The organism is Polynucleobacter sp. JS-Safj-400b-B2 (assembly GCF_018881975.1).
Taxonomy (GTDB): domain Bacteria; phylum Pseudomonadota; class Gammaproteobacteria; order Burkholderiales; family Burkholderiaceae; genus Polynucleobacter.
In genome coordinates, this window is the sequence record NZ_JACVPJ010000004.1 from 110,129 (window position 1) to 129,783 (window position 19,655).

22 protein-coding genes and 1 tRNA gene are annotated in these 19,655 nt (G+C 43.9%); 17 read left to right on the top strand and 6 right to left on the bottom strand.

The window, feature by feature from the left end; all coding sequences use genetic code 11:
• Nucleotides 1-25: 25 nt before the first annotated feature.
• Together eno and ftsB are read left to right on the top strand one after the other, a co-directional pair.
• Nucleotides 26-1,318 (top strand): phosphopyruvate hydratase, encoded by a 1,293-nt coding sequence (gene eno / locus ICN48_RS06110; protein ID WP_216152812.1) that lies wholly within the window; start codon nt 26-28, stop codon nt 1,316-1,318.
• Between the two features lie 25 nt (nt 1,319-1,343).
• Complete coding sequence (ftsB, locus tag ICN48_RS06115; protein WP_216152813.1) at nt 1,344-1,649, top strand: cell division protein FtsB; 306 nt, start codon at nt 1,344-1,346, stop codon at nt 1,647-1,649.
• A 4-nt stretch (nt 1,650-1,653) separates the two neighbouring features.
• Here the strand turns inward: ftsB and ICN48_RS06120 are convergent, their stop codons facing one another.
• The gene (locus tag ICN48_RS06120) at nt 1,654-2,619 is read right to left on the bottom strand and encodes an Hsp33 family molecular chaperone HslO (RefSeq protein ID WP_216152814.1); all 966 of its coding nucleotides are present in this window, start codon (nt 2,617-2,619) and stop codon (nt 1,654-1,656) included.
• Nucleotides 2,620-2,675: 56 nt separating this feature from the next.
• Here ICN48_RS06120 and gltX point away from each other — a divergent pair, with 56 nt between their 5' ends.
• From gltX to ICN48_RS06135, 3 genes are all read left to right on the top strand, one after another.
• Nucleotides 2,676-4,082, top strand: coding sequence for a glutamate--tRNA ligase (gene gltX, locus ICN48_RS06125; RefSeq protein ID WP_370624160.1), 1,407 nt, complete (start codon nt 2,676-2,678; stop codon nt 4,080-4,082).
• Nucleotides 4,083-4,160: 78 nt separating this feature from the next.
• Nucleotides 4,161-4,236: transfer RNA gene (locus tag ICN48_RS06130), tRNA-Ala, on the top strand.
• A gap of 197 nt (nt 4,237-4,433) precedes the next feature.
• Nucleotides 4,434-5,708 (top strand): site-specific integrase, encoded by a 1,275-nt coding sequence (locus ICN48_RS06135; RefSeq protein ID WP_216152815.1) that lies wholly within the window; start codon nt 4,434-4,436, stop codon nt 5,706-5,708.
• Here the strand turns inward: ICN48_RS06135 and ICN48_RS14070 are convergent.
• Nucleotides 5,705-5,935, bottom strand: a complete 231-nt coding sequence (locus ICN48_RS14070) for an AlpA family phage regulatory protein (RefSeq protein WP_216152816.1) — start codon at nt 5,933-5,935, stop codon at nt 5,705-5,707. The two genes, ICN48_RS06135 and ICN48_RS14070, sit on opposite strands and share 4 nt — an antisense overlap.
• Nucleotides 5,936-6,152: 217 nt before the next feature.
• On the opposite strand from ICN48_RS14070, the gene ICN48_RS06145 reads away from it, so the two are divergent.
• The 12 genes from ICN48_RS06145 to ICN48_RS06200 all read left to right on the top strand — a co-directional run bounded on the left by ICN48_RS06145 (nt 6,153) and on the right by ICN48_RS06200 (nt 14,887).
• Nucleotides 6,153-6,413: a hypothetical protein gene (locus ICN48_RS06145; protein ID WP_216152817.1), complete on the top strand. Its 261-nt coding sequence runs from the start codon at nt 6,153-6,155 to the stop codon at nt 6,411-6,413.
• Between the two features lie 126 nt (nt 6,414-6,539).
• Nucleotides 6,540-7,622, top strand: coding sequence for a DNA polymerase III subunit beta (gene dnaN, locus ICN48_RS06150; RefSeq protein WP_216152818.1), 1,083 nt, complete (start codon nt 6,540-6,542; stop codon nt 7,620-7,622).
• A gap of 115 nt (nt 7,623-7,737) precedes the next feature.
• The gene (locus tag ICN48_RS06155) at nt 7,738-8,001 is read left to right on the top strand and encodes a hypothetical protein (RefSeq protein WP_216152819.1); all 264 of its coding nucleotides are present in this window, start codon (nt 7,738-7,740) and stop codon (nt 7,999-8,001) included.
• Nucleotides 8,002-8,009: 8 nt separating this feature from the next.
• Nucleotides 8,010-8,315: a hypothetical protein gene (locus tag ICN48_RS06160; protein WP_216152820.1), complete on the top strand. Its 306-nt coding sequence runs from the start codon at nt 8,010-8,012 to the stop codon at nt 8,313-8,315.
• A gap of 110 nt (nt 8,316-8,425) precedes the next feature.
• Nucleotides 8,426-8,890 (top strand): hypothetical protein, encoded by a 465-nt coding sequence (locus tag ICN48_RS06165; protein ID WP_216152821.1) that lies wholly within the window; start codon nt 8,426-8,428, stop codon nt 8,888-8,890.
• 106 nt (nt 8,891-8,996) lie between these two features.
• Nucleotides 8,997-9,884 (top strand): hypothetical protein, encoded by an 888-nt coding sequence (locus tag ICN48_RS06170; protein WP_216152822.1) that lies wholly within the window; start codon nt 8,997-8,999, stop codon nt 9,882-9,884.
• A gap of 113 nt (nt 9,885-9,997) precedes the next feature.
• On the top strand, nt 9,998-10,519 hold the full coding sequence (locus ICN48_RS06175; protein WP_216152823.1) for a hypothetical protein: 522 nt from the start codon (nt 9,998-10,000) through the stop codon (nt 10,517-10,519).
• Nucleotides 10,520-10,627: 108 nt separating this feature from the next.
• Nucleotides 10,628-11,386, top strand: coding sequence for a hypothetical protein (locus ICN48_RS06180; protein WP_216152824.1), 759 nt, complete (start codon nt 10,628-10,630; stop codon nt 11,384-11,386).
• 105 nt (nt 11,387-11,491) lie between these two features.
• Nucleotides 11,492-11,761 (top strand): hypothetical protein, encoded by a 270-nt coding sequence (locus ICN48_RS06185; RefSeq protein ID WP_216152825.1) that lies wholly within the window; start codon nt 11,492-11,494, stop codon nt 11,759-11,761.
• Between the two features lie 239 nt (nt 11,762-12,000).
• Nucleotides 12,001-13,089 (top strand): hypothetical protein, encoded by a 1,089-nt coding sequence (locus tag ICN48_RS06190; RefSeq protein WP_216152826.1) that lies wholly within the window; start codon nt 12,001-12,003, stop codon nt 13,087-13,089.
• 105 nt (nt 13,090-13,194) lie between these two features.
• A complete protein-coding gene (locus ICN48_RS06195) occupies nt 13,195-14,424 on the top strand; it encodes a hypothetical protein (protein WP_216152827.1) in 1,230 nt (409 codons plus the stop codon).
• 154 nt (nt 14,425-14,578) lie between these two features.
• Complete coding sequence (locus ICN48_RS06200; protein ID WP_216152828.1) at nt 14,579-14,887, top strand: hypothetical protein; 309 nt, start codon at nt 14,579-14,581, stop codon at nt 14,885-14,887.
• A gap of 68 nt (nt 14,888-14,955) precedes the next feature.
• Here the strand turns inward: ICN48_RS06200 and ICN48_RS06205 are convergent, their stop codons facing one another.
• From ICN48_RS06205 to ICN48_RS06220, 4 genes are all read right to left on the bottom strand, one after another.
• Complete coding sequence (locus tag ICN48_RS06205) at nt 14,956-15,192, bottom strand: hypothetical protein (RefSeq protein WP_216152829.1); 237 nt, start codon at nt 15,190-15,192, stop codon at nt 14,956-14,958.
• 10 nt (nt 15,193-15,202) lie between these two features.
• Complete coding sequence (locus tag ICN48_RS06210; protein ID WP_216152830.1) at nt 15,203-15,940, bottom strand: hypothetical protein; 738 nt, start codon at nt 15,938-15,940, stop codon at nt 15,203-15,205.
• A gap of 316 nt (nt 15,941-16,256) precedes the next feature.
• Nucleotides 16,257-18,131, bottom strand: coding sequence for a helicase-related protein (locus tag ICN48_RS06215; RefSeq protein ID WP_216152831.1), 1,875 nt, complete (start codon nt 18,129-18,131; stop codon nt 16,257-16,259).
• Nucleotides 18,118-19,557 (bottom strand): UvrD-helicase domain-containing protein, encoded by a 1,440-nt coding sequence (locus ICN48_RS06220; RefSeq protein WP_216152832.1) that lies wholly within the window; start codon nt 19,555-19,557, stop codon nt 18,118-18,120. The genes ICN48_RS06215 and ICN48_RS06220 overlap by 14 nt, the downstream gene beginning before the upstream one ends.
• Nucleotides 19,558-19,655: the final 98 nt, after the last annotated feature.

A 19,655-nucleotide genomic window follows, 5' to 3' on the forward strand; every position in this document is an offset into this window, starting at 1 on the left:
TCATATTGTTTTAAGGAGAAGGTGCATGAGTGCCATTGTTGACATCATCGGTAGAGAAATTCTAGATTCACGCGGCAACCCAACAGTTGAGTGCGATGTTTTACTTGAGTCAGGTGTTATGGGTCGTGCTGCAGTACCTTCTGGAGCATCTACAGGATCGCGCGAGGCGATTGAGTTGCGTGATGGTGATAAAGCACGTTATCTTGGTAAAGGTGTTCTAAAGGCTGTTCAAAACATCAACATTGAAATCGCAGAATCCATTTTGGGATTGGATGCTAGCGAACAAGCCTTTTTAGATCGCACTCTGATTGAATTAGATGGAACACACAATAAAGCGCGCTTGGGTGCCAATGCGACTTTGGCCGTATCTATGGCGGTAGCTAGAGCAGCTGCTGAAGAAGCTGGTTTGCCTTTATATCGTTACTTTGGAGGCTCAGGCGGCATGCAGCTACCAGTGCCAATGATGAATATCGTAAATGGTGGTGCGCACGCTAATAACAGCTTAGACATACAAGAGTTCATGGTGATGCCTGTAGGCGCAGAAAACTTCCGCGATGCATTACGTTGTGGCGCTGAAATTTTCCATGAATTGAAGAAAATTTTGGGTTCTCAAGGTATGCCAACTACTGTTGGTGATGAGGGTGGCTTTGCCCCAAACTTCAAGAGTAATCACGAGTGCTTGCAGACCATCATGAAGGCCATTGAAGGCGCTGGCTATCAGGCTGGTGAAGACGTAGTGCTGGCCTTGGATTGTGCAGCTAGCGAGTTCTACAAAGACGGCAAATATCACTTATCAGGCGAAGGCCTGCAACTAAGCTCAAGTGAATTTTCTGATTACCTTGGTAATTTAGCCGATCAGTTCCCAATCGTTTCAATTGAAGATGGCATGCATGAAGGTGATTGGGATGGCTGGGCTGATATCACTAAAAAACTTGGTCAGAATATTCAGTTAGTTGGCGATGATTTATTTGTTACCAATACCCGCATCCTTCAAGAAGGAATTGATAAGGGAATTGCTAACTCAATTCTGATTAAGATTAACCAAATTGGCACCTTAACAGAAACTTTTGCCGCTATTGAGATGGCTAAACGTGCAAATTACACTGCGGTGATCTCACATCGCTCAGGCGAAACAGAAGATAGCACTATTGCTGATATTGCCGTTGGTACCAACGCGGGTCAAATCAAAACTGGTTCTTTATCTCGCTCTGACCGAATTGCTAAATACAACCAACTCTTGCGCATTGAAGAGGATTTAGGCGATGTTGCTACCTACCCAGGAAAGTCTGTTTTTTATAACCTCAAGCGTTCTGTTTGAGATAGTTCTGGTTTATTGATAACGTATGCGGATAGTCATCTACTCCATGCTGGTTTTGCTAATAGCAATCCAGTACCCCCTTTGGCTGGGGAAGGGTGGATGGTTAAAGGTGTATGAGATGGAGCGACAAGTTGAGCTTCAAGAGGCTAAAAATAGTCTCTTGGCTCTGCGTAATGCCAAGTTATCTGGTGATGTAAAAGACCTCAAGGATGGTACTCGAGCAATAGAAGAGCGAGCTCGTGTCGAGCATGGCTTAATCAAAGAGGGCGAGTTTTTTGTGCAAATCTTGCCAGCGGATAAATCATCCGATGCACAAGCTACAAAGCAATGATTGTCTAATGACCGCTAGATGGCGGTCTTGTAGCATCACTTAACAAATCAGTCTTAAACACTTGCAAGCAATCAACTGCATCAAAGCGGTAGGGCTTTGCGCAGAAATCACAAACAGTCTCTACAGCACCTTGTTCTGCAAGAATGTTTTGAACCTCTTCCTCGCCGAGCATTCGTAAAATATCAGCGACCTTAGTGCGAGAACAACGACATGCAAAGCGAATGGGTCTGGCGGGGAAACTCCTCACGCCATTCTCAGTGGACTCCTCCAAAAAGAGTCGCCTTAAGATGGTTTCTGGGGGGAGGGTAAGTAATTCTTCGTTGGTAATTGTTTCACCAAGTGTTTGAATGCGAGACCAACCCTCAGCTGCAATTTCAGGGTCTAAATGGGCATGGCCACCTGAATTTGGCAAGCGTTGCAACAATAAGCCGCCAACATGGGTGTCACTTGAGGCGAGCCATATGCGTGTATCTAATTGCTCAGAATTTTGCATGTATAGCGCTATTGCTTCAGCAGCGCTGGTAACAGGCTTTATTACCGATCCTTGATGGTCCTGAAGGGCAACGATGCCTTGATAGGGTGCCTGACCTGGTTCGCGGTCTGCTGGATCTAGAGTAATGACCAATCTTCCGCTTGAGCTCACGTCTAAAAGGTCTGCTAGGGATGCATCAAGCGCAATATCTGAAGGGTCAACCGAGAGCTTAACGGTCGCACGCATCGATAAATCCGATTTACATTCCACCACGAGCAGTTGAATTGGGCCCTTGCTTTGGGCCTGAATAATCAAAGTTCCATCAAATTTAAGGCTAGCACTTAACAGGGTGGCTGCTCCTACAAAGTCACCCAGAATGCGTCGTATGGCAGGGGGGTCATTTCGACGCTCTAAAACAGCCTGCCAAGCGCTGCCAATTGACACAATCTCGCCGCGAACAGGGGCGCCATCACACATAAAGACTAGTAATTCATTCATACCTCAAAGTATCCACTTTTTTTCAGATTTAGTCCCATCATTCCCGACCTGAGATAATGTTGTTTATGCATATTCGTACACGATTCGCCCCTAGTCCCACGGGCTTTATTCATCTGGGAAACCTTCGCAGCGCTCTCTATCCTTGGGCATTTGCTCGCCATAATAAAGGCGACTTTATTCTCAGAATTGAGGATACCGATTTAGAACGCTCTACCCAAGAGGCGGTCGACGTCATCATCGAGGGAATGGCATGGCTTGGCCTTGATTTGGACGAAGGCCCAATCTATCAAATGCAACGCATTGATAGATATCGTGAGGTCGTAAAACAAATGCTAGACGCCGGATTGGCATATCACTGCTACATGAGCGAGGAAGAGCTTAATCAGCTACGTGATCAACAAATGGCCAATAAAGAAAAGCCACGCTATAACGGCTTATGGAGGCCGGAACCAGGAAAGTTATTGCCCCCCATTCCAGTGGGTGTGAATCCAGTCATTCGCTTTAAGAATCCAATTGGTGGGTCTGTCATTTGGAATGATGCTGTTAAAGGTCAAATAGAAATTAGCAATGATGAGCTTGATGATCTGGTGATTGCCAGACCAGATGGAACGCCTACCTATAACTTCTGCGTAGTGATAGATGACATGGATATGAATATTACCCATGTCATTCGGGGTGATGATCACGTGAACAACACGCCTAGGCAAATCAACATCATGAAGGCACTCGGTGGTACGCCGCCTGTATATGCCCATTTGCCTACAGTATTAAATGATTCTGGCGAAAAGATGAGCAAGCGCAACGGGGCGATGAGTGTGCGCGATTATCAAAAAGCAGGATATTTACCTGAGGCCATCCTCAATTATCTGGCACGCCTTGGATGGTCTCATGGTGATGCTGAAATATTTACCAAAGAACAATTTGTTGATTGGTTTGACCTAGAAAATTTAGGGCGCTCACCAGCGCAACACAATCCAGAAAAGTTGCTTTGGCTAAATCACCAATACATACAGAACGCAGACCCAGTTAAATTGGCGATAGCAACCAAACCTTTCGCACATCAACTTGGTATTGATACCGAATCAGGCCCAGACTTTGTGCAGGTAGTTGGTTTACTAAAAGATCGCGCCAATACTTTGATTGAAATTGCTGAAGGGGCTAAGCTATTTTATTTGCCCGCCCCCAATTTAAGTGCAGAAAAAATTAAAGAAAATATTACTGAAGCCATCATTCCTGCATTAAAGGATTTAACTGATGGAATCTCTGAGGCTGAGCCTACTAAAGAGGCTTACGCTGCTGTTTTTAAGCAAGTGCTTGCAAAATATCAAATTAAAATGCCGGCTTTAGCAATGCCCGTTAGGTATGCATTATTTGCCACTACACAGACTCCAGCCATTGATTCTGTATTGGTAGTTTTGGGTAAGGAAGAGGCTGTAAAGAGGCTCTCTAAGGTAATCCAGTAAGGAATTTGCGCATCTGCACAAAAATAGGATAAAATCTTGGATTGTTTTGAGTGTCTTGTAGTTTTATTGCGAGATTTCGGGGGTATAGCTCAGCTGGGAGAGCGCTTGCATGGCATGCAAGAGGTCAGCGGTTCGATCCCGCTTATCTCCACCAACGACTAGTTTTTTGCGGTTCGCAGCAGTCCCAAATAACACCAAATTAACCCGTTAAGTCCTTGATTTAACGGGTTTTTTGTAGCCCTAGCGTTCCATTGCGGTTCCGAGCGAGATATGCCAAGCAACGTATGTTTTGTTATAAAAGTTGTTATAAAAGAGGGGTAGAATCCAATTTTCCACACTTTTATAACAAATATGGCGCAACCTCCCGTAGTGACTGAGTTGGAAGTTAAAAAAGCCCGCCCACAAGATAAAACTTACAAAATATTATTGGGGCGGGGATTTTGGCTTGACGTTTCTCCGTTAGGAGTTAAATCTTGGCGTCAATCGGTCAGGCAAAATGGTCAGCAACGCCTAATGACTTTAGGTAGGTATCCGGATATGTCCCTGAAAGAGGCAAATGCAAAGGCTGAGGCGAATCGGGTGGCTTCTAGGGTAAAGTTCGCGGGTGGGCATGATGGAGTGAAGCCGGTCCGGCGAACAAAAATTTTTAAGGAAGCCGCTAAAGATTATTTGCTTTCCCATAAGGGAACTTGGTCTAAGGTTCACTATCACGCGGTGGGGCAGTTTATAAGTGAGATGTGCAATGGCTATGAAGATACCCTTGGAAAAGGGTTCGGCGAGACCCCCATTGGAAGTGTGACCAAGAAGCAGGTGCTGGTAATTGTCGATGGAGCTCTAGCTAGGGGTGCACATGGAACCGCTAGAGATATCTTGATGTATCTCAAGGCAATACTGGTTTCTTATAACGGACGGCAGGAGTTAAAAGATAAGATTAACCTTGATCGGATCGATATAGTTGGCATTAAACAGTCTTTGCCGCCACCGCGAAGAAGAAAATCCATGGCTGCAATCGATATTTGGGAAATGCCAAAATTTCTATGGCTATTAAACCAGTTAACTAGGTCAGCGGTTAGAACTAAGATTGCCACCCAAATGCTGTTGTTAACGGGGGTAAGGACGAAAGAGTTGCGCCAAATGCAGCTCAATCAAATTAACTTTGACCGCAAAGAGTGGATTATTCCGGCCGCCGAGATGAAAAATCGACTGGAGCATATAGTACCCTTGTCGGATAAGGTGATTCGGCTTTTGAGTGTTCTAAGGGCTGAGCGGGATGCATTACTTGGTAGCGATCCACGAAAAAATGCCAAGTATGTTTTTTATGGCGATCGTAACCCTAATGCAACCATTAGCGAAAATACAGTGCTAGAGGTTATTGAGAAGATTGGCTACAAGGGTCGTCAAACGGGGCATGGATTTAGGACACTATTTTCGACCTGGGGAAACTCAAAGGTTAAAGAGGGTAACTGGACAAAAGATGCAATTGAATTGCAGTTATCTCACGTTGATGGCGATAAAGTTCGGGGTGCCTATAACAAATATCAGTATTTTGACGAGAGACGCGCCCTAATGGATGCCTGGGCCAAGCAAATTGAAGATTGGGAGATTGAAGGGATTCGGGGTAACTAAATCTTGCTGCGGCAATCTCTTTTATAAATTTTTTCAATAATCCATTCTTGGATCTCAGTCTGAACCCATGCAACTTTGTTATCCAGCAGTCGGATTGGAGCTGGAAATTCCCCGTCATTTATCAGATTGTAGATACTGGTCTTGGATAGGCTCGTCATCCGCTCAACATCGGATCGCCTAAGAAGAATTAGTGGCTCTGCTGATGTGGTTTTGGCTTTATCTTCCATGTAAAAAGAATAACGAGCGACGCTTTGATTTCAGTTTCTAATACTCTAAAAATTAACGAGCACTTAATTCACTAGACTACATCAGCCATTCGATAATTTCTCAATTGGCGCGGGTGTAAACGGAAGGTTTCAAGATCGACTCCTTTTAGCACGCGGTTGCACATTCGCGCCAATACCACGCTTACTAATAAGCCGTCCTTTCGGCATGAAAGCGCGTATGAAGAAAATTCAAGAAAAGTCTTTCCTGGACATCATTGAGATGCTGGGTGCTATTTCCGGTATTGCTGGCTCTTACTGCCTAGCAACCTCTGGCACTGGCCATGAGTTGGAGGCGCTTGGGTGGGCCTTGTTTTTGGTCGCTAATCTTAGCTGGATTGTTTCAGCCATTTACCGACGTGTCGTCCCTTTATTGATCATGAACCTGTTTTACATGGGCTCATCAATCATTGGCGTTCTCAAAGTATCGAACGTTATCTAAAGCATTGAAATTAAAGCCGGAAGGTTTTCTTATGGGGGCGGCGCCCTTATAAGAAAGCAATCCTTTTGTTTTGCCAATTTGGCATGACATTTAACTCGCTCTTAGAGCATTTTTAAAGGAAATTTCATGAAAGTAAAAACAAAACTGCTGGTCAACGCCCTTGGCATGTTGGCGGCCATCGCACGCAACTCCACAATTAATCCTGCGGGAATCGTGAATTTGTTTGCGTCAAAAGGTGTATTAGTGTTGCGCTCCACCAATGGCGTTAATTATTCAAGCGCTCGAGTAAAGGTTGAGTCTGATGATTTACCATTGACTGGCGTTAGTTGCGGTATGCTTTTTCATGCCGTTGGATCACTCGTTGATGACATTGTTGATTTGAGCCTGGTTGGAAATAAGCTTGTCGTTAAAGCTGGTTTGTCAGTTTTTAGATTGCCTATTTCAACTGTTGAGCTCGCTTCAATTAATCGAGATTTCATGGTGGACAGCCCAATTGAATTCAAAACCGCTGATTTCATCAAAGGCTTAAGTCGTGTGGCGCATGCTGCAGCCGTTAAAGATATTCGCTATTACCTTAATGGCGTTAATCTGGACTTAGCTGATGGCGCGATAAATTTTGTTGCGACTGATGGTCATCGGCTTTCAAAGTACAACCTACCAACTGAAGGCATTAGCCAGGAAGGTAATTTTATTTTGCCAATTGATGCCGTAGGCTTTGTAATGCGCAATATTACGAGCGAAACCTTCAAGCTGCATCTAGGTTCTTCAGCGTTTACGTTTGAAAGCCCTGATTTGGTTTGTCAAGTAATGGCTATTGAAGGCGCGTTTCCGGACTACAAGCGTGTCATTCCAAAGCATCAGGATAACTTCATCATTGATGGCGCTAGCTTGGCGCTGGATCTTGATCGCGTTAAAACCGTTGCGCAAAAGGACCCATCCGTTCGCATTACCCTTGAAGAAGGGTCTGCAATTGTTGTTTCCTCTGGAGAAGCGGATGAAAATGAGCCTCTATATACCAACAGCATTGCGTTGGTTAAAGGCAAGGGCGGTCAATTTGATTCGGGCTTTAATGCCGATTACCTTCTTGATGCCATCTCTGGTATTAAGGCAAACGTGCAAGTCAAGTATGGGGATCTGCTTTCTTCGATCGCTATTTATGACCCAGAGGACCCAAACTTTGTAGAAGTTTTGAGCCCAATGCGTTTGTAATTTGAAGTATTGATAAGGCCCGCGAAAGCGGGTTTTATCTCATCTGCCTTATGGGTGGATCAGATAAAGCCTGCATCCTTATTAACCGCCTATATCAAGGCATTGAAAGGGAATTATGACTGAAGCGGAAAAAGAAAGAAAAGCCATTCTTGACTTGCATGATAAGATTTCACAGCTTTTCGCAAACGAACAAAAACGCGCCCATGACAAGCTTACCCGCCTAATTAATAGTGGAGCAGGAGTGGTGCAAGATCACCTCGCCAACAATCTAAATTATTTGACTCCGATTCAGTTTATGGAGGCATATAAGCGGGATTCCGTTAGCAAACAATCTTCCGAGGTGCAGGAGATCCTCAAAAATTACCAGTTGCTGATGTGAGGCTGGCGATGAAATTGATCAAATACTTGCAAGGCAAACTTGCGGAGATGCGTATTTCTCTATTTCGTGTTGGCGATCAAGTGACATTGGTAAATGATTTTGGCGTTGTGTTTCACAACCATAAAATCATTGAAATCGAAGCGGAGCCAACCTCTTACGGGGGCATGTTTTGCCTTGATACTGGTTCGCCTTGGTATCCAACAAGAGTGCGGTCCATTCGGATTGAAAAAGCTTCAAGCATCATTCATGGCATAGCAATTCGAGCGGCTGAGTTATGTGTACCGCTGAATCAGAAAAAAGTAATTTATCGTTAAATTACGGAGAACCCTTCGGGGTTTTCCATTGAGCCATTTATTGGGCTCAATGGAAAGCTTCGACGCTCGATCCTTTAAAAACTACCTCATACGAGGGATGAAGGATAAATATGGACTTAAAAACCTATAAGAAATATTGGAAGCAAATTGCCCCTGTCATGAGAAAGAAAATGACCGAGATCAAAACTGAGATGAAGCATGGTCTCGCTGATAAAGGCTTTTCTTTTGGGAAGACGTATGAAAGTGGCGACGAGGAGTGGTCATTAAAAGCTGATATTGCTGATACTGAGGGAAATATTAAAGCCACCCTTGAATTTACTCTGTACGATTCCGAGTTTAATGAGGCAACTCCTGCTGAATCGGTTTGCTTGAATGTCGAACTTGCTGGCTTTAATGCAACTACATTAGCCAGATATTGCCCTTACAACTACAGCCCCGATGCATTCACTCAAGATGTCAATGAAATAATTAGCAGAATTAGGGAGTTAGAGGCTCAGGATTTTGCTCAAGCAGCGTTAAATGAATTTAATGCTGACGAACTTCTAAACAGGGAGTTCAAAGAGCATATTAAGTAACAGGGGAACCCTTCGGGGTTTTCTTATTCACCCTCTTTGGGTGCATAAGAAAGCTTCGAAAGCCTTATTAACAGCTCGTTAGCGGGCATCATAAGGAAATTTCAAAATGTCAATTTTGTCTTTTAAAGATAGGGGTAAGTGGGGTAAATCTGGTTGGCGTGGCAATTGCAGTGGCCACGTTTACAAAGAGCTATTTACTCGCCTGCAGCCTAAAGTATTCGTTGACCCCATGGTTGGATCGGGAACATCGGTCGAAGTGGCTCAAGAAATGAATATTGAGGCCTATGGGCTAGATTTGCACCAAGGCTTTAATGCTGCCAATGATTCGATTCTGGAAAAAGTTGGTAAAGAGGCTGATTTGGTGGTGTCACATCCTCCGTATGGCGGAATGATTGTTTACTCCGGCAACGTTTGGGGTGAGGCTAATCCTGCAGATTTGTCTCGCTGTGTTAGTGATGAAGATTTTCATGAAAAACTTCAACTGGTTCTTTTGAACCAGCGCAATGCGACTAAAGCGGGCCAGTATTACGGAACCATTATTGGCGACTGGAGGCATAAAGGCGAGTATGTTAGCTATCAAGCTGAGTGCATCGCTAGAATGCCAAAAGAAGAGTTGGCTGCGGTTTTAATTAAAGCTCAGCATAACTGCCAAAGCGACTCCAAATCATATGGATCCATGAAGCTGCCATTTATTCTCCATGAGTACATTCTTTTATGGAAGAAAAAAGATGCGCCAACATTGGTGCTGTTGACTAATTTGGCAAGACAGCAATACTCAAGACTTTCTGGGACCTGGAAAAATATTGTGAAATCCACATTATCTGGCCTGGGCGGCCAGTCAGACTTAAGTCGGTTGTACGAGGCCGTTGCAAAGAACGCACCTCAAAAACTAGCAGAAAACGATAGCTGGAAAGAGAAGGTACGACAAGTGCTCAATCAAAATCCATCCATGTTTAAGCCTGTTGAGAGAGGTGTCTGGGCTATTACAGCCTAATGTAGATATAGAACGCCCTTCGGGGCTTTCTCATGACCATCTATGAAGTGGGCATGAGAAAGCATCGATAACCCTTTAATGACAACCTCAAATGAGGTATTGAAAGGGAGATAATGAAGAAGATATTTTTTAGTGGGATTGTGCGGCCATTTTGCACTTTTGACGCTATTGAGTTGAAGAAGACTCTTAAAAAGTTTGGTGCGTTACAAATGGATATCGACGAAATCACGGTTGCCGATGAAGAGCCTGACGAATCTTATAAACCCATTTGGATTTATGTATCACCCAATGAAGAGGATCCTTACTTTTTGGCAAGTCTTGAGGGCGAGATCGATCTTTCTGAGGCTGAATCGGATGCCGAAATTAGCGGCGAGCTAATGGACGCGATTCGTAAACATGGTGTGTGTACGGAGCTTGTTGGTTATTACCCTAGATCTGATCGCTATGGTTGCCCAGGTTATGTTGCCGACACTATGAAGGGTGAGGCTTTGGCCGCATTTCATGGTTTTGTGGTTACAAACGAGCAATTCGTTGCTACTGGATATGATCGCGGCGATGATGGTGCTGAGCAGATGTGGTTTAAGGTGATGGTGCCAATTGAAAAATTGAACGCCGAATTACCTGAATTATCTTAGGTATTTTTGAAAGCCCTTCGGGGCTTTCATATGGGTTTTCAAGAATCCATATGAAAGCGTCACCCCTTTCATAAACAGCCAATTTATTGGCACTGGAAAGGAATGCAAATGAACAATTACTTAACTCAAGATGGAAGCAGCATGGAATTAACCGTTAATACGTATGTGGTTGATGGTCATGCACGTTGTAAGTATTGCCTCTCTCCGGAGGTAAGCTATGACCAACGCATTAATGATGCCTATTGCGGGAGCTGCGGAGAATGGCAAAATGATTGTCCGCTGAGTTTTAAATTTAAGCCTAATGAGCGCAAGATTGATGCAACGGACGTTATCTCTCGCAAAGATGTGCTGCTTAGTATTGATGATCTCAAAGGGGCAAAATTTTCTATGCCTGATAGCCCTAAGATGTTATTTAAGTTGCTTGACCGTAGAGAGGTTTTAGTTTTCAAAGAGAGTATTGCGGATTATTTCAAGCAAGAACAACTCGGAAATCAAAACAATGTTATGAGTGTCTTTAGGGCCAACGCTGGCAATTGGATGATAAAACCAGTTCCAGGACAAGTTCTGGCGGATGTCTGCGAAAGCGGAGATGATCAGGCAGACTATGCTGCGGCAACTTTGTTAGCATCTAGCCAGAATATGCTATCCGCCCTTAAATTGATAGCCGCTGAAAACCGAGATGATGCCTCACCATGGATGCGTGGTGTCGCTAGATCTGCTATTTCAGTGGCCGAAGACGTATCCGGTTATCAACCAAGAACGCAAGAGCCAAGCGAAGTGGTTATTGGTTTTGATCCTCATAACATTGATGAAATTAACGAGAAGATCAAGCTACTTGAGCAGTATCGCGAACACTATAGGAAGTAGGTTTAGAAAGCCCTTCGGGGCTTTCTAATGGAGATGTCTTCGTCCTCATTAGAAAGCCGCAAACCCCTTTAAATAAGCCAATTTTTTGGCATGAAAGGGAGGTATATGGCATTAACAAAATTTCAGAAAAATAGAAAAATATTTGGTGAGTTTTTTGGGCATTTAGTCATTGGAGCATTGATGGCGGTGGCGCTTTTTGTTTTTGGCGGTTTTTTGCATATTCTGGTGGATTTTGCGGGAGAATATTTCAAAAATGATTTTTTTGTTCTTGGGCTAAAATTGCTTGAAAATGTGCTATTTTTAAGCGATATTGTATTCATAGCGTGGTGGACAATCTATTCAACCTATAAAGCAGGCAAGGAATTAATCAAATGAATGAGTTTATTGAGGGTTTTATTAAGGGCGCCAAAGAAACGCCACGAGGCTTTTTTGCTCCGGCAATAGCTTTGTGGATCCTATTGGTTAGCACGACAGATAGAATCGTCGCAAAAACATCGAAATAAGAACAGCCCTTCGGGGCTTTCTCATGCATCTTTAGTGGGGCGCATCAGAAAGCCAGATCTGGCCCTCCCTTATTAACCGCCATTTTTTTGGCATGAAACGGGAGAGTAATTATGGGTGCAACAGTCACTGTAGGAAAAAAGGCTCATGCGTATTTGAGCAATGAAGGTATTCCAGTCTTCATTCTTGAAGAACAAACATACGAAAAGAACTGCTATCCACACACACCAAAATGGAGTGTGGTTGCATTCGGGACGTATCAAGACGTAATGCGGCATGTGTTTAGATACGCCTCGGCTACCGATGGCGGGATGCTTCAAGGGCGATCTGGATGGATTGGCTCGGAAGGTTACATCAAGGGTTGGCGCGATGCAATTGCAAATGCTGATCTAGATAAAAACCACGAAGAGCCAGCGCTGGTAAATCTCTACATTGGGACAAGCTGGACAGCTCCAATTGAAAAAGATATCGGTGGGCAGTGGTCAAATGAGGCAAAAGCCATCAAACTTTTAAGAGATGCGCGATTTGATTGGATTGCCGATGATTTATTGGCAGGAAAATCGATTCCATTGAATATGAAAGACGATTTAAATGTATTGCTAACGCTCTATGGATCTGGCTCGTCAACCAATCTAGGTGCGTGGCATATTTTGAGAGATCTTTATCCGCATAGCTCACACATTTCCGCAAATCGGAAGTTTGATTTAAAGATTCCGGCACCATTAAGCAAAAAACCAGATATTCCTAAGATTGAATTTTTTGATATTGATGATGGTGTTGGTGGTTACTTTAAAGCCAGGTTAGTGTTGGAAGATGGTAAGTTGATTAAGCGCTATTCATCAGATTACCAGTATCTTCAATATTTTATTTCTGATGACCTTGCGGGACTTGAGGAAGAGTTTCCTGGTTGCGCTGAGCACTTTATACGTCAATATAAGGCGTACATTAAAGGCGTTAAGAGACTACCAGGCGACACGAAATTATCAATTACCTATAAGCAAAATCTGGTTGATAAATGGAAAAGCAATCACAGTATGAATTTAGCAAACGCATTTAACAATGGCCAGGAGGGAACTTTTGTTATCTCCGTGGATGAGGTTAATCGCGCCAAACTCATTTCCGACTTATCTGAATTGGAGGCTAATGAATTACAGTTTAGCGCACCAGCCTTAAACCAACAGGAAGATTTAGTGTTGGCGTAAGCAGTGGAAAGTCCTTTGGGGCTTTCCTATGGGTTTTGATAAGCCCATAGGAAAGTTTCAATCCCTTCATTAACAGCCATTAATTTGGCATTGAAAGGGAGTTTTATGAATGAATTAGAAGAAAATTGGTATTGGGTTGGCCATGCGTCAGCAAAGATTTTAGAGGGCCGCGGCGGCTTTGGTGCCAAGTTAGCAGCACTTTATTATGCCTCTGATTTAAATAATGCCAAACGTCTTTTTTTAGCGTTTGAAGAGTTATTCAGGCAGTCTGCGAATGGTGCGGACTTGGCGCAAGCATCAAAGATTAGGGAGCGATCAATAGATCAAGATTCTGACCTAGCGCCGGTCTATTACGTCATTTTCTCGCCAAATGAAGCTGCAGTTAGTGGTGCGGGCTATTGGTCTAATGCCGATGGTTGGGTTACGAATGATGGCAATATCACCTTTTTTACCGAAGAAGAAAAAGAATCACGCGTACTGCCACATTCAACGGCTTACGATGCCCAGTGGGTCGCCGTGGAATTAACCAGTGCGGGGGTTATGTTGAATTACCCAGACGAGGAGCCCACTTATCGCTTGGTCAGTTTTGGAGGGTTTGATGAAGAAAACCATACGGTTGATTCATTTGGGCAGCCTGATGACGCATTTTGCTTCTATAGTAATTACGAAGATCTGATGGATAAGTTCCGTATCAGAGCGCCTTTGTATGATGATGTACAAATCGGTGCGATAGAGCGGATCTTTTTCAATCACGTTCCCAACCAAGCGGACGTCGCAATTGATTCAAGGCCTGAAATCAGCGAGCATTTTGCCTCTTTGTATGAATTGCTAAGTCGGTCGCAAGGTGTTAATTATGAGCTAGCGTTAGGTTTTGTAGCTCAGGGGCAAGCAGCTTTTCAGGGCGATGGGGCTAGCGAAGACGGTCCTACACAGGGAAATGCAAATGTGCTCCCCAAATCTTCGATTGTTGTTGAGTACTGGGATTCCAAGCGCTACAACAGGCATAGTGAAGAATCGTCGGCGCAGTTCGAGATGGATGTGATTGATAATCGAGTTACAGGTCAATTAGACGTTGGAATTGCCCCTTTGGGTGGTAATGTTGATGATAATTTCACGATATTTCTTGAAATTAATCGTCTGCCAGGGTCTGATGACGATTTACCATGCGCCCACATCTCAATTGGGGACAATGTTTGGCTAAATCTCTATCAACGCAATCAAGAGCTAGTTTTGCAGTTGGGCGATGATTCGTTGCGGCTTGAAAATGCCTCCATTCCAAGGGGCTATGAAACCAATGGTGTACCACAGTACGAACAAGTAATTGTAATCAAGTAAATAACTATCCCGCGGCCCTTATGGGTTTGCGGGATTTTTTATTAGAAAAAATATTTTGTAGTATTTGAAATTGAGCGCCTCAAAAAGATTGGTTCAATGGATGCGTGAATCTGCAATTTTTAAAAATCCAAAAACTTCTATAAGGAACCATCCCTTGAAACTTACACCCATCAAACTTTCTCGTCAAAATTTGTCGCTCTTGCTGTCCGTGGCCTTGGCTGGCGGTTTGGCAATTGCCTACAATTCAGAGCTTTCGACAAATAAAGAGCTCAGCACTCGGGTGACTGCTGCTGAGGCGCTAAGCGCTGCTAGTGCGGCAAAAATTGCCACATTAACCACGGAGAATGCTGAATTTACTGAAAAGTTTAAGGCTGCAGAAGGCGTATTTGCCGAGAAAGAGCAAGAGCTTTCTGATGCAAAAGCTGCGCTGCAAAATTGCGGCGGCAAAAAGCACGTCAAGTAAAACGCGCCGCTCAAAAATAAAGCCCTTAGGTGAGAATCTAAGGGCTTTATTAATAATTGGCGGCGGGCCTATGTTCGACTGCGCCATGCCTGGTTGTTTTGGTAGCCTTTGACTCCACCCGCAAGCATTGCCTTAAGCAAAGGGGTTACAAGCAATACCATGGGTAACGCCAAAATAATCAAGGCCCCCATAGCAAAGTCATGAATTGATTGTTTAAGCGGCAAGTATTGCCCAGCAAAAGCAATAAAAAGCAGGATCGCATAAACCCATAGCGCTTTAGATGACTGCAAAATTTTTGTAAACATAAGTACCCCCCTATAAATCATAATTTGTAATGAACTTCATCAGCTTATCCTTCATTTCACGCTTGTCAACGTGGCGCTCTCGGCAGCTTAATGTAGAGGCTAGTGCCCTGACGTGCGGCAGTTGAAACTCAAGCGCATCCAAAATATCGTCACCTCGACCAAAGCGAACCTCTCTAGCCATAAAGACGAGAGCTGCATTTACCAGATTTGTCTTGGAAACTGAAAAATGATCCGAGAGGATGTCGGCTAAAAAATTCGCGTTTGGATTCAGTTTAGTGCTGGCAGATTTTTTGTAGGTTGCCTTTTCGATCACTTTTGGAAATTTATCTTCCCCCGTGTACTGCTTGTCATTGCGATGCGTTCTGGTGCCACCACGGATAATAATGTTCCATCGATCACTTAATTCCTGGGCTTGAGAGCGGTTCACATAAAACCCCGCATCTGCCGCCAATTTACAAAAGGTGTGCGCATATGTTGTAAAGCGCCTACTGTTTGATGGTACGGATGCATAGATCTTTTCACGATCTGCATCAGACAGCGCCATCAATGAAGTATCACTTACAAATACAGCATGCATTTTTTTTGTTTCCAGCAGGGTGGGCTTGATTTTGGACTGTGAAAATAATGCGTTTATCCCACGGGTTGATCTGACCTTGCTGCCAAACTCTCTCCTGCAGGCAATCAAAAATTGCATAAGACGTTCGTCTACTTCAATTTTCTGTTCAAAGAGATTTTTTTGAATTGCCATTATCTCAATTTAATAGCAGATTGTTGAAATGCAAGTCCAATTTATCCTCAACCATGTAATCACTAGTGGTCACTGATCGCCTCCATAAGTGATTGATTAAAAAGAAATCATGATTTTAAAAAGTTAACCCTCGAGGGTAAAATTCTGAGAAAGTTGCAAGGTTAGATAGGTTGTAATTTAAGCTTACGCTTTTAGTTTTTATTGTAAAAAACTAAAAGCACCCCCTGGAATGGGACCAGTTTAATTTTGAATGAAATCTTATAAAAGATTTTTCTGAAAAGTCGCTATTTGATGGGCTCTTTAAGTTTTTGTCAGATTAGTCAAAAAAGTCTGATGGCGCTAACTTAGCTAGCTTGAATAATGTTTGCGCACTTCCAGATTGCATTTCACCTGCAACCTCCCCAAAACCACGTTGCATCAAATCCTTCTCGGCCAACTCAAAGCCATCTTTAATATCGCGCACGGACTCAAGGCGATTAAGGGTATCAATACCCAGATCCTTGTCTGTGTACATTACAAAGTACCCGTGACCGCCGTTACGCACCAGGCGCCCGCGCAATTGGTGAAGTTGGGCCACACCAAATCTATCTGGATCATTTACCACCATAACGGCCACATCCGGCACATCGATGCCAACCTCAATCACTGTTGATGCCACTAAAATTGGTGTAATACCATCGGCAAATCGCTGAATTGATGCCGCCATTTCGCCTGGTCCCATTTGCCCATGCGCTAGTGACACTTGTCCTGGAAACTTCTCTGAAAGCCTTTTAAAAGCTTCGTTAGCTGAATTGCTTTTCTCGTTTACAGCAGCATAAAGGTAAACAATCTTCTTTTTTGCGGACAGGCACCCTTCATGCAGCTTATTGATAAATTTCCGGTCATTTCCGCCAAGAAGATAGCTTTTAATCTCTTTTTTGATGGTTGGGCCGGTTAGATTGGCAATCGTGCAGCCATCAAAAAAAGCTACTGCCAGGGATCTTGGAATCGGCGTTGCCGACGCCTCAATTAGGTGGGTCTTGGGCGATACTAGGCGCATGCGCTGTTCAATTGAAAAGCGGTGCTGCTCATCTACGATGACGAGATCAAATTCAACCTTCTGTTTTTTGGCGGGAGAAAATAGAGCTGTCGTTCCAATCCAAACTTGAAAATCTGAGGTGGGTGACTTTGGGCCGCAAAAGAGGCCGACACTTAAATCTGGGAAGCGGGTGGTTGCTTGGCGATGCAGTTGTCTGGCCAATAGTTCCGTTGGGGCCAGAATGGCTATACGTCCGTCAAATTGCGCTACAGCTGCGGCTGTTAATAGAAATACAAGTGTTTTACCGCTGCCAACGTCGCCATTCAACAGTATGCGCGCCGAACTTTCTCCGGAAAGAGCATTACAAATTGTAGCGATGCTACCGGACTGCCCATCGCTTAATGTTTCTATCTGAGTGGTCTTTAGGGTGTCGATAGCCTGAAGGAGCCCGTTAACATGGAATCCACTTCGACCGGCTTGATGATGGATTCGTGCACGCAACCTAATTTCACTTGCGCTAAGTCTTTTTGCTAGTCGAATAGCGTCATTACCGGCCGAAATTGTTTTGGGCGTGTGTAGATCTACGAACAATTGACGGCACCGGGCTAGGTCCATTTTGAATTGCTCGCACAACTTCTGATGACCGGTGTGCAGGCTTGTTGCCGCAAGGTCGTAAGCGCTCTTATTCTTAAGGGCCTCATGTACCTGCGCACTTACCGTTCCCCCCGATAGCTTTCCTGGGATGCCTTTGTATTCGGCCCTAGGCAATTTTTGTATATGGGTTATTTCCGGCCCGACAAGCGTAATTGACCCACGCCAACAATTTACGGTAACGAGCGCTGAGATTGTTTGTCCAATAAAACAATCCTTCCACTCAAAGGTGCCCCCAAAAATGGTGCATGCAATTCTTGTTTTTCCATCGGAAAGATCGAGCACTAATTTTGCTGGTGCTATTGCATTGGTTGGCAATTTACTTCGATCAAAGCCTTGTTTGCCAACAATCTCAGCCTGAATAAATATTCGGGACTCGTGGTGAATCGGCAGAATTGTGCTTAAATCTGCGATGGGGGAGCTTAAATCACGGTGCAGGGCTGGCAAATAATAAAGATGCTGCCATGTCCCATAATCTTCGATAGCATGGTGCTGGGTTGTCTCAGAATTAGCCAATTCCATGAAACCGCAAAAAGGTGGTGAGATCGGAATTAAGTTGCAATCGCTCAACCGCTCGAGTTACAGCAACATAAGTGAGGTTAATTTCCTCGTAAACACGGTCGGCATGAGGTATTGGGCCTTCGGCGTTCATCGTGCTCCAAAAGTCTCCAGCAATTTCCACTCTTGGTAAATCTAGCCCTTTGCATTTATGTGCCGTTGATAATATCTGCTCCGCTTCAACATAATTTGGCAAGGCTTTCGATTTGATTTCTGTAATTAAATCTGGAATTGCGTGCGAATACTGCAAAACAACCTTTCCAAGCATCTTGCACTCAAGATCACCCGCGTCTTCGGAGTATTTTAGGAATTCATCAAAATCCATAAAGCCACGGATAAAGCTATCTCGAATGGAGGACTTCTCATTGGCATATAACAGGTATGCATCATTAATCTTATCAAAAGCGTAGCTGTTTACCCCGCCAATAAATCCCATTGAGAGGTTTGAGTGCAGGCAACCCACGGCTCTTGAGAATATTTCAGAGTTGGTGCGACAAAGCACTGATTTACGCTCGTCTAAATCGATTTTCCCAACCGTGGAATCAAACCCTTTACCAAATACTAAGTGGGATTCGTTATAAAAGGTTGTTAGTAATTGTGATGCTATTTCAGCAATTCTTGGACCAAATCGAAAGCTATTTGTTAGATAAAACTCTTGTTTTGCCGTAATGGGCTCCATCGCGTCTTGCGCGCCCCTAAACCCATAGATTGCTTGGTAGGGGTCTCCAACCAAAATCACGGGGCACTTTTGAGCAAAAACAATGGCAGCTGTTACTGGGTTGGTGTCCTGGGCCTCATCTAACATGATGAAGTCATACGGAAGCAGCGGGCATGATAGCTGGTAGAGCTTTAAATACCCATCATGCGTCATTCCCACGGGAGAGAACGGGTCGCACATCATATCCCATAATTTTTTTGATTGGTATCCAATTAGTTCCATGCGATTTGCATCGCCCATAATCATTCTATCTGGTGCTATTGGGTTTTTAATGGGAAACGCGCCTAAATCTGAAGTGCAGTAGCCATTAACAGCATCAACGATGTCCTTGGCTAATGGGTAGTCGTAATCCATCCCCAAATACGAAATCACATCGTTTAGACGTAATCCAGCACACAATTTTTTAGAATATTTTCTGCCAAATGCAGAGAAGGCAAGGGCATGTGCTGTGCTGCATTTGACGGTTGGCGGAAACTTAGATTGCGCCTCCATTTGAATTGCCTTATTAAACGCAATATAAAGCCCACGTTTATCGAGATTTGCACGGGAAAGGGCATTTAAAGTGCTCGTTTTTCCGGTGCCAGCTCTAGCAATAACTTTCGTGATCCCCGAGAGAGGGGAGCCAACGATAGCTTCTTGCTCTTGTGTGAGGTGTATTTTAACAATAGACATACCAACCAAAATAACTCATCAAAACTGTAATGCAAGTCCATATTATTTAAAAATTACTAAGTATTTGAAATATTTCAAAATTTCATTATCAGTAAAGT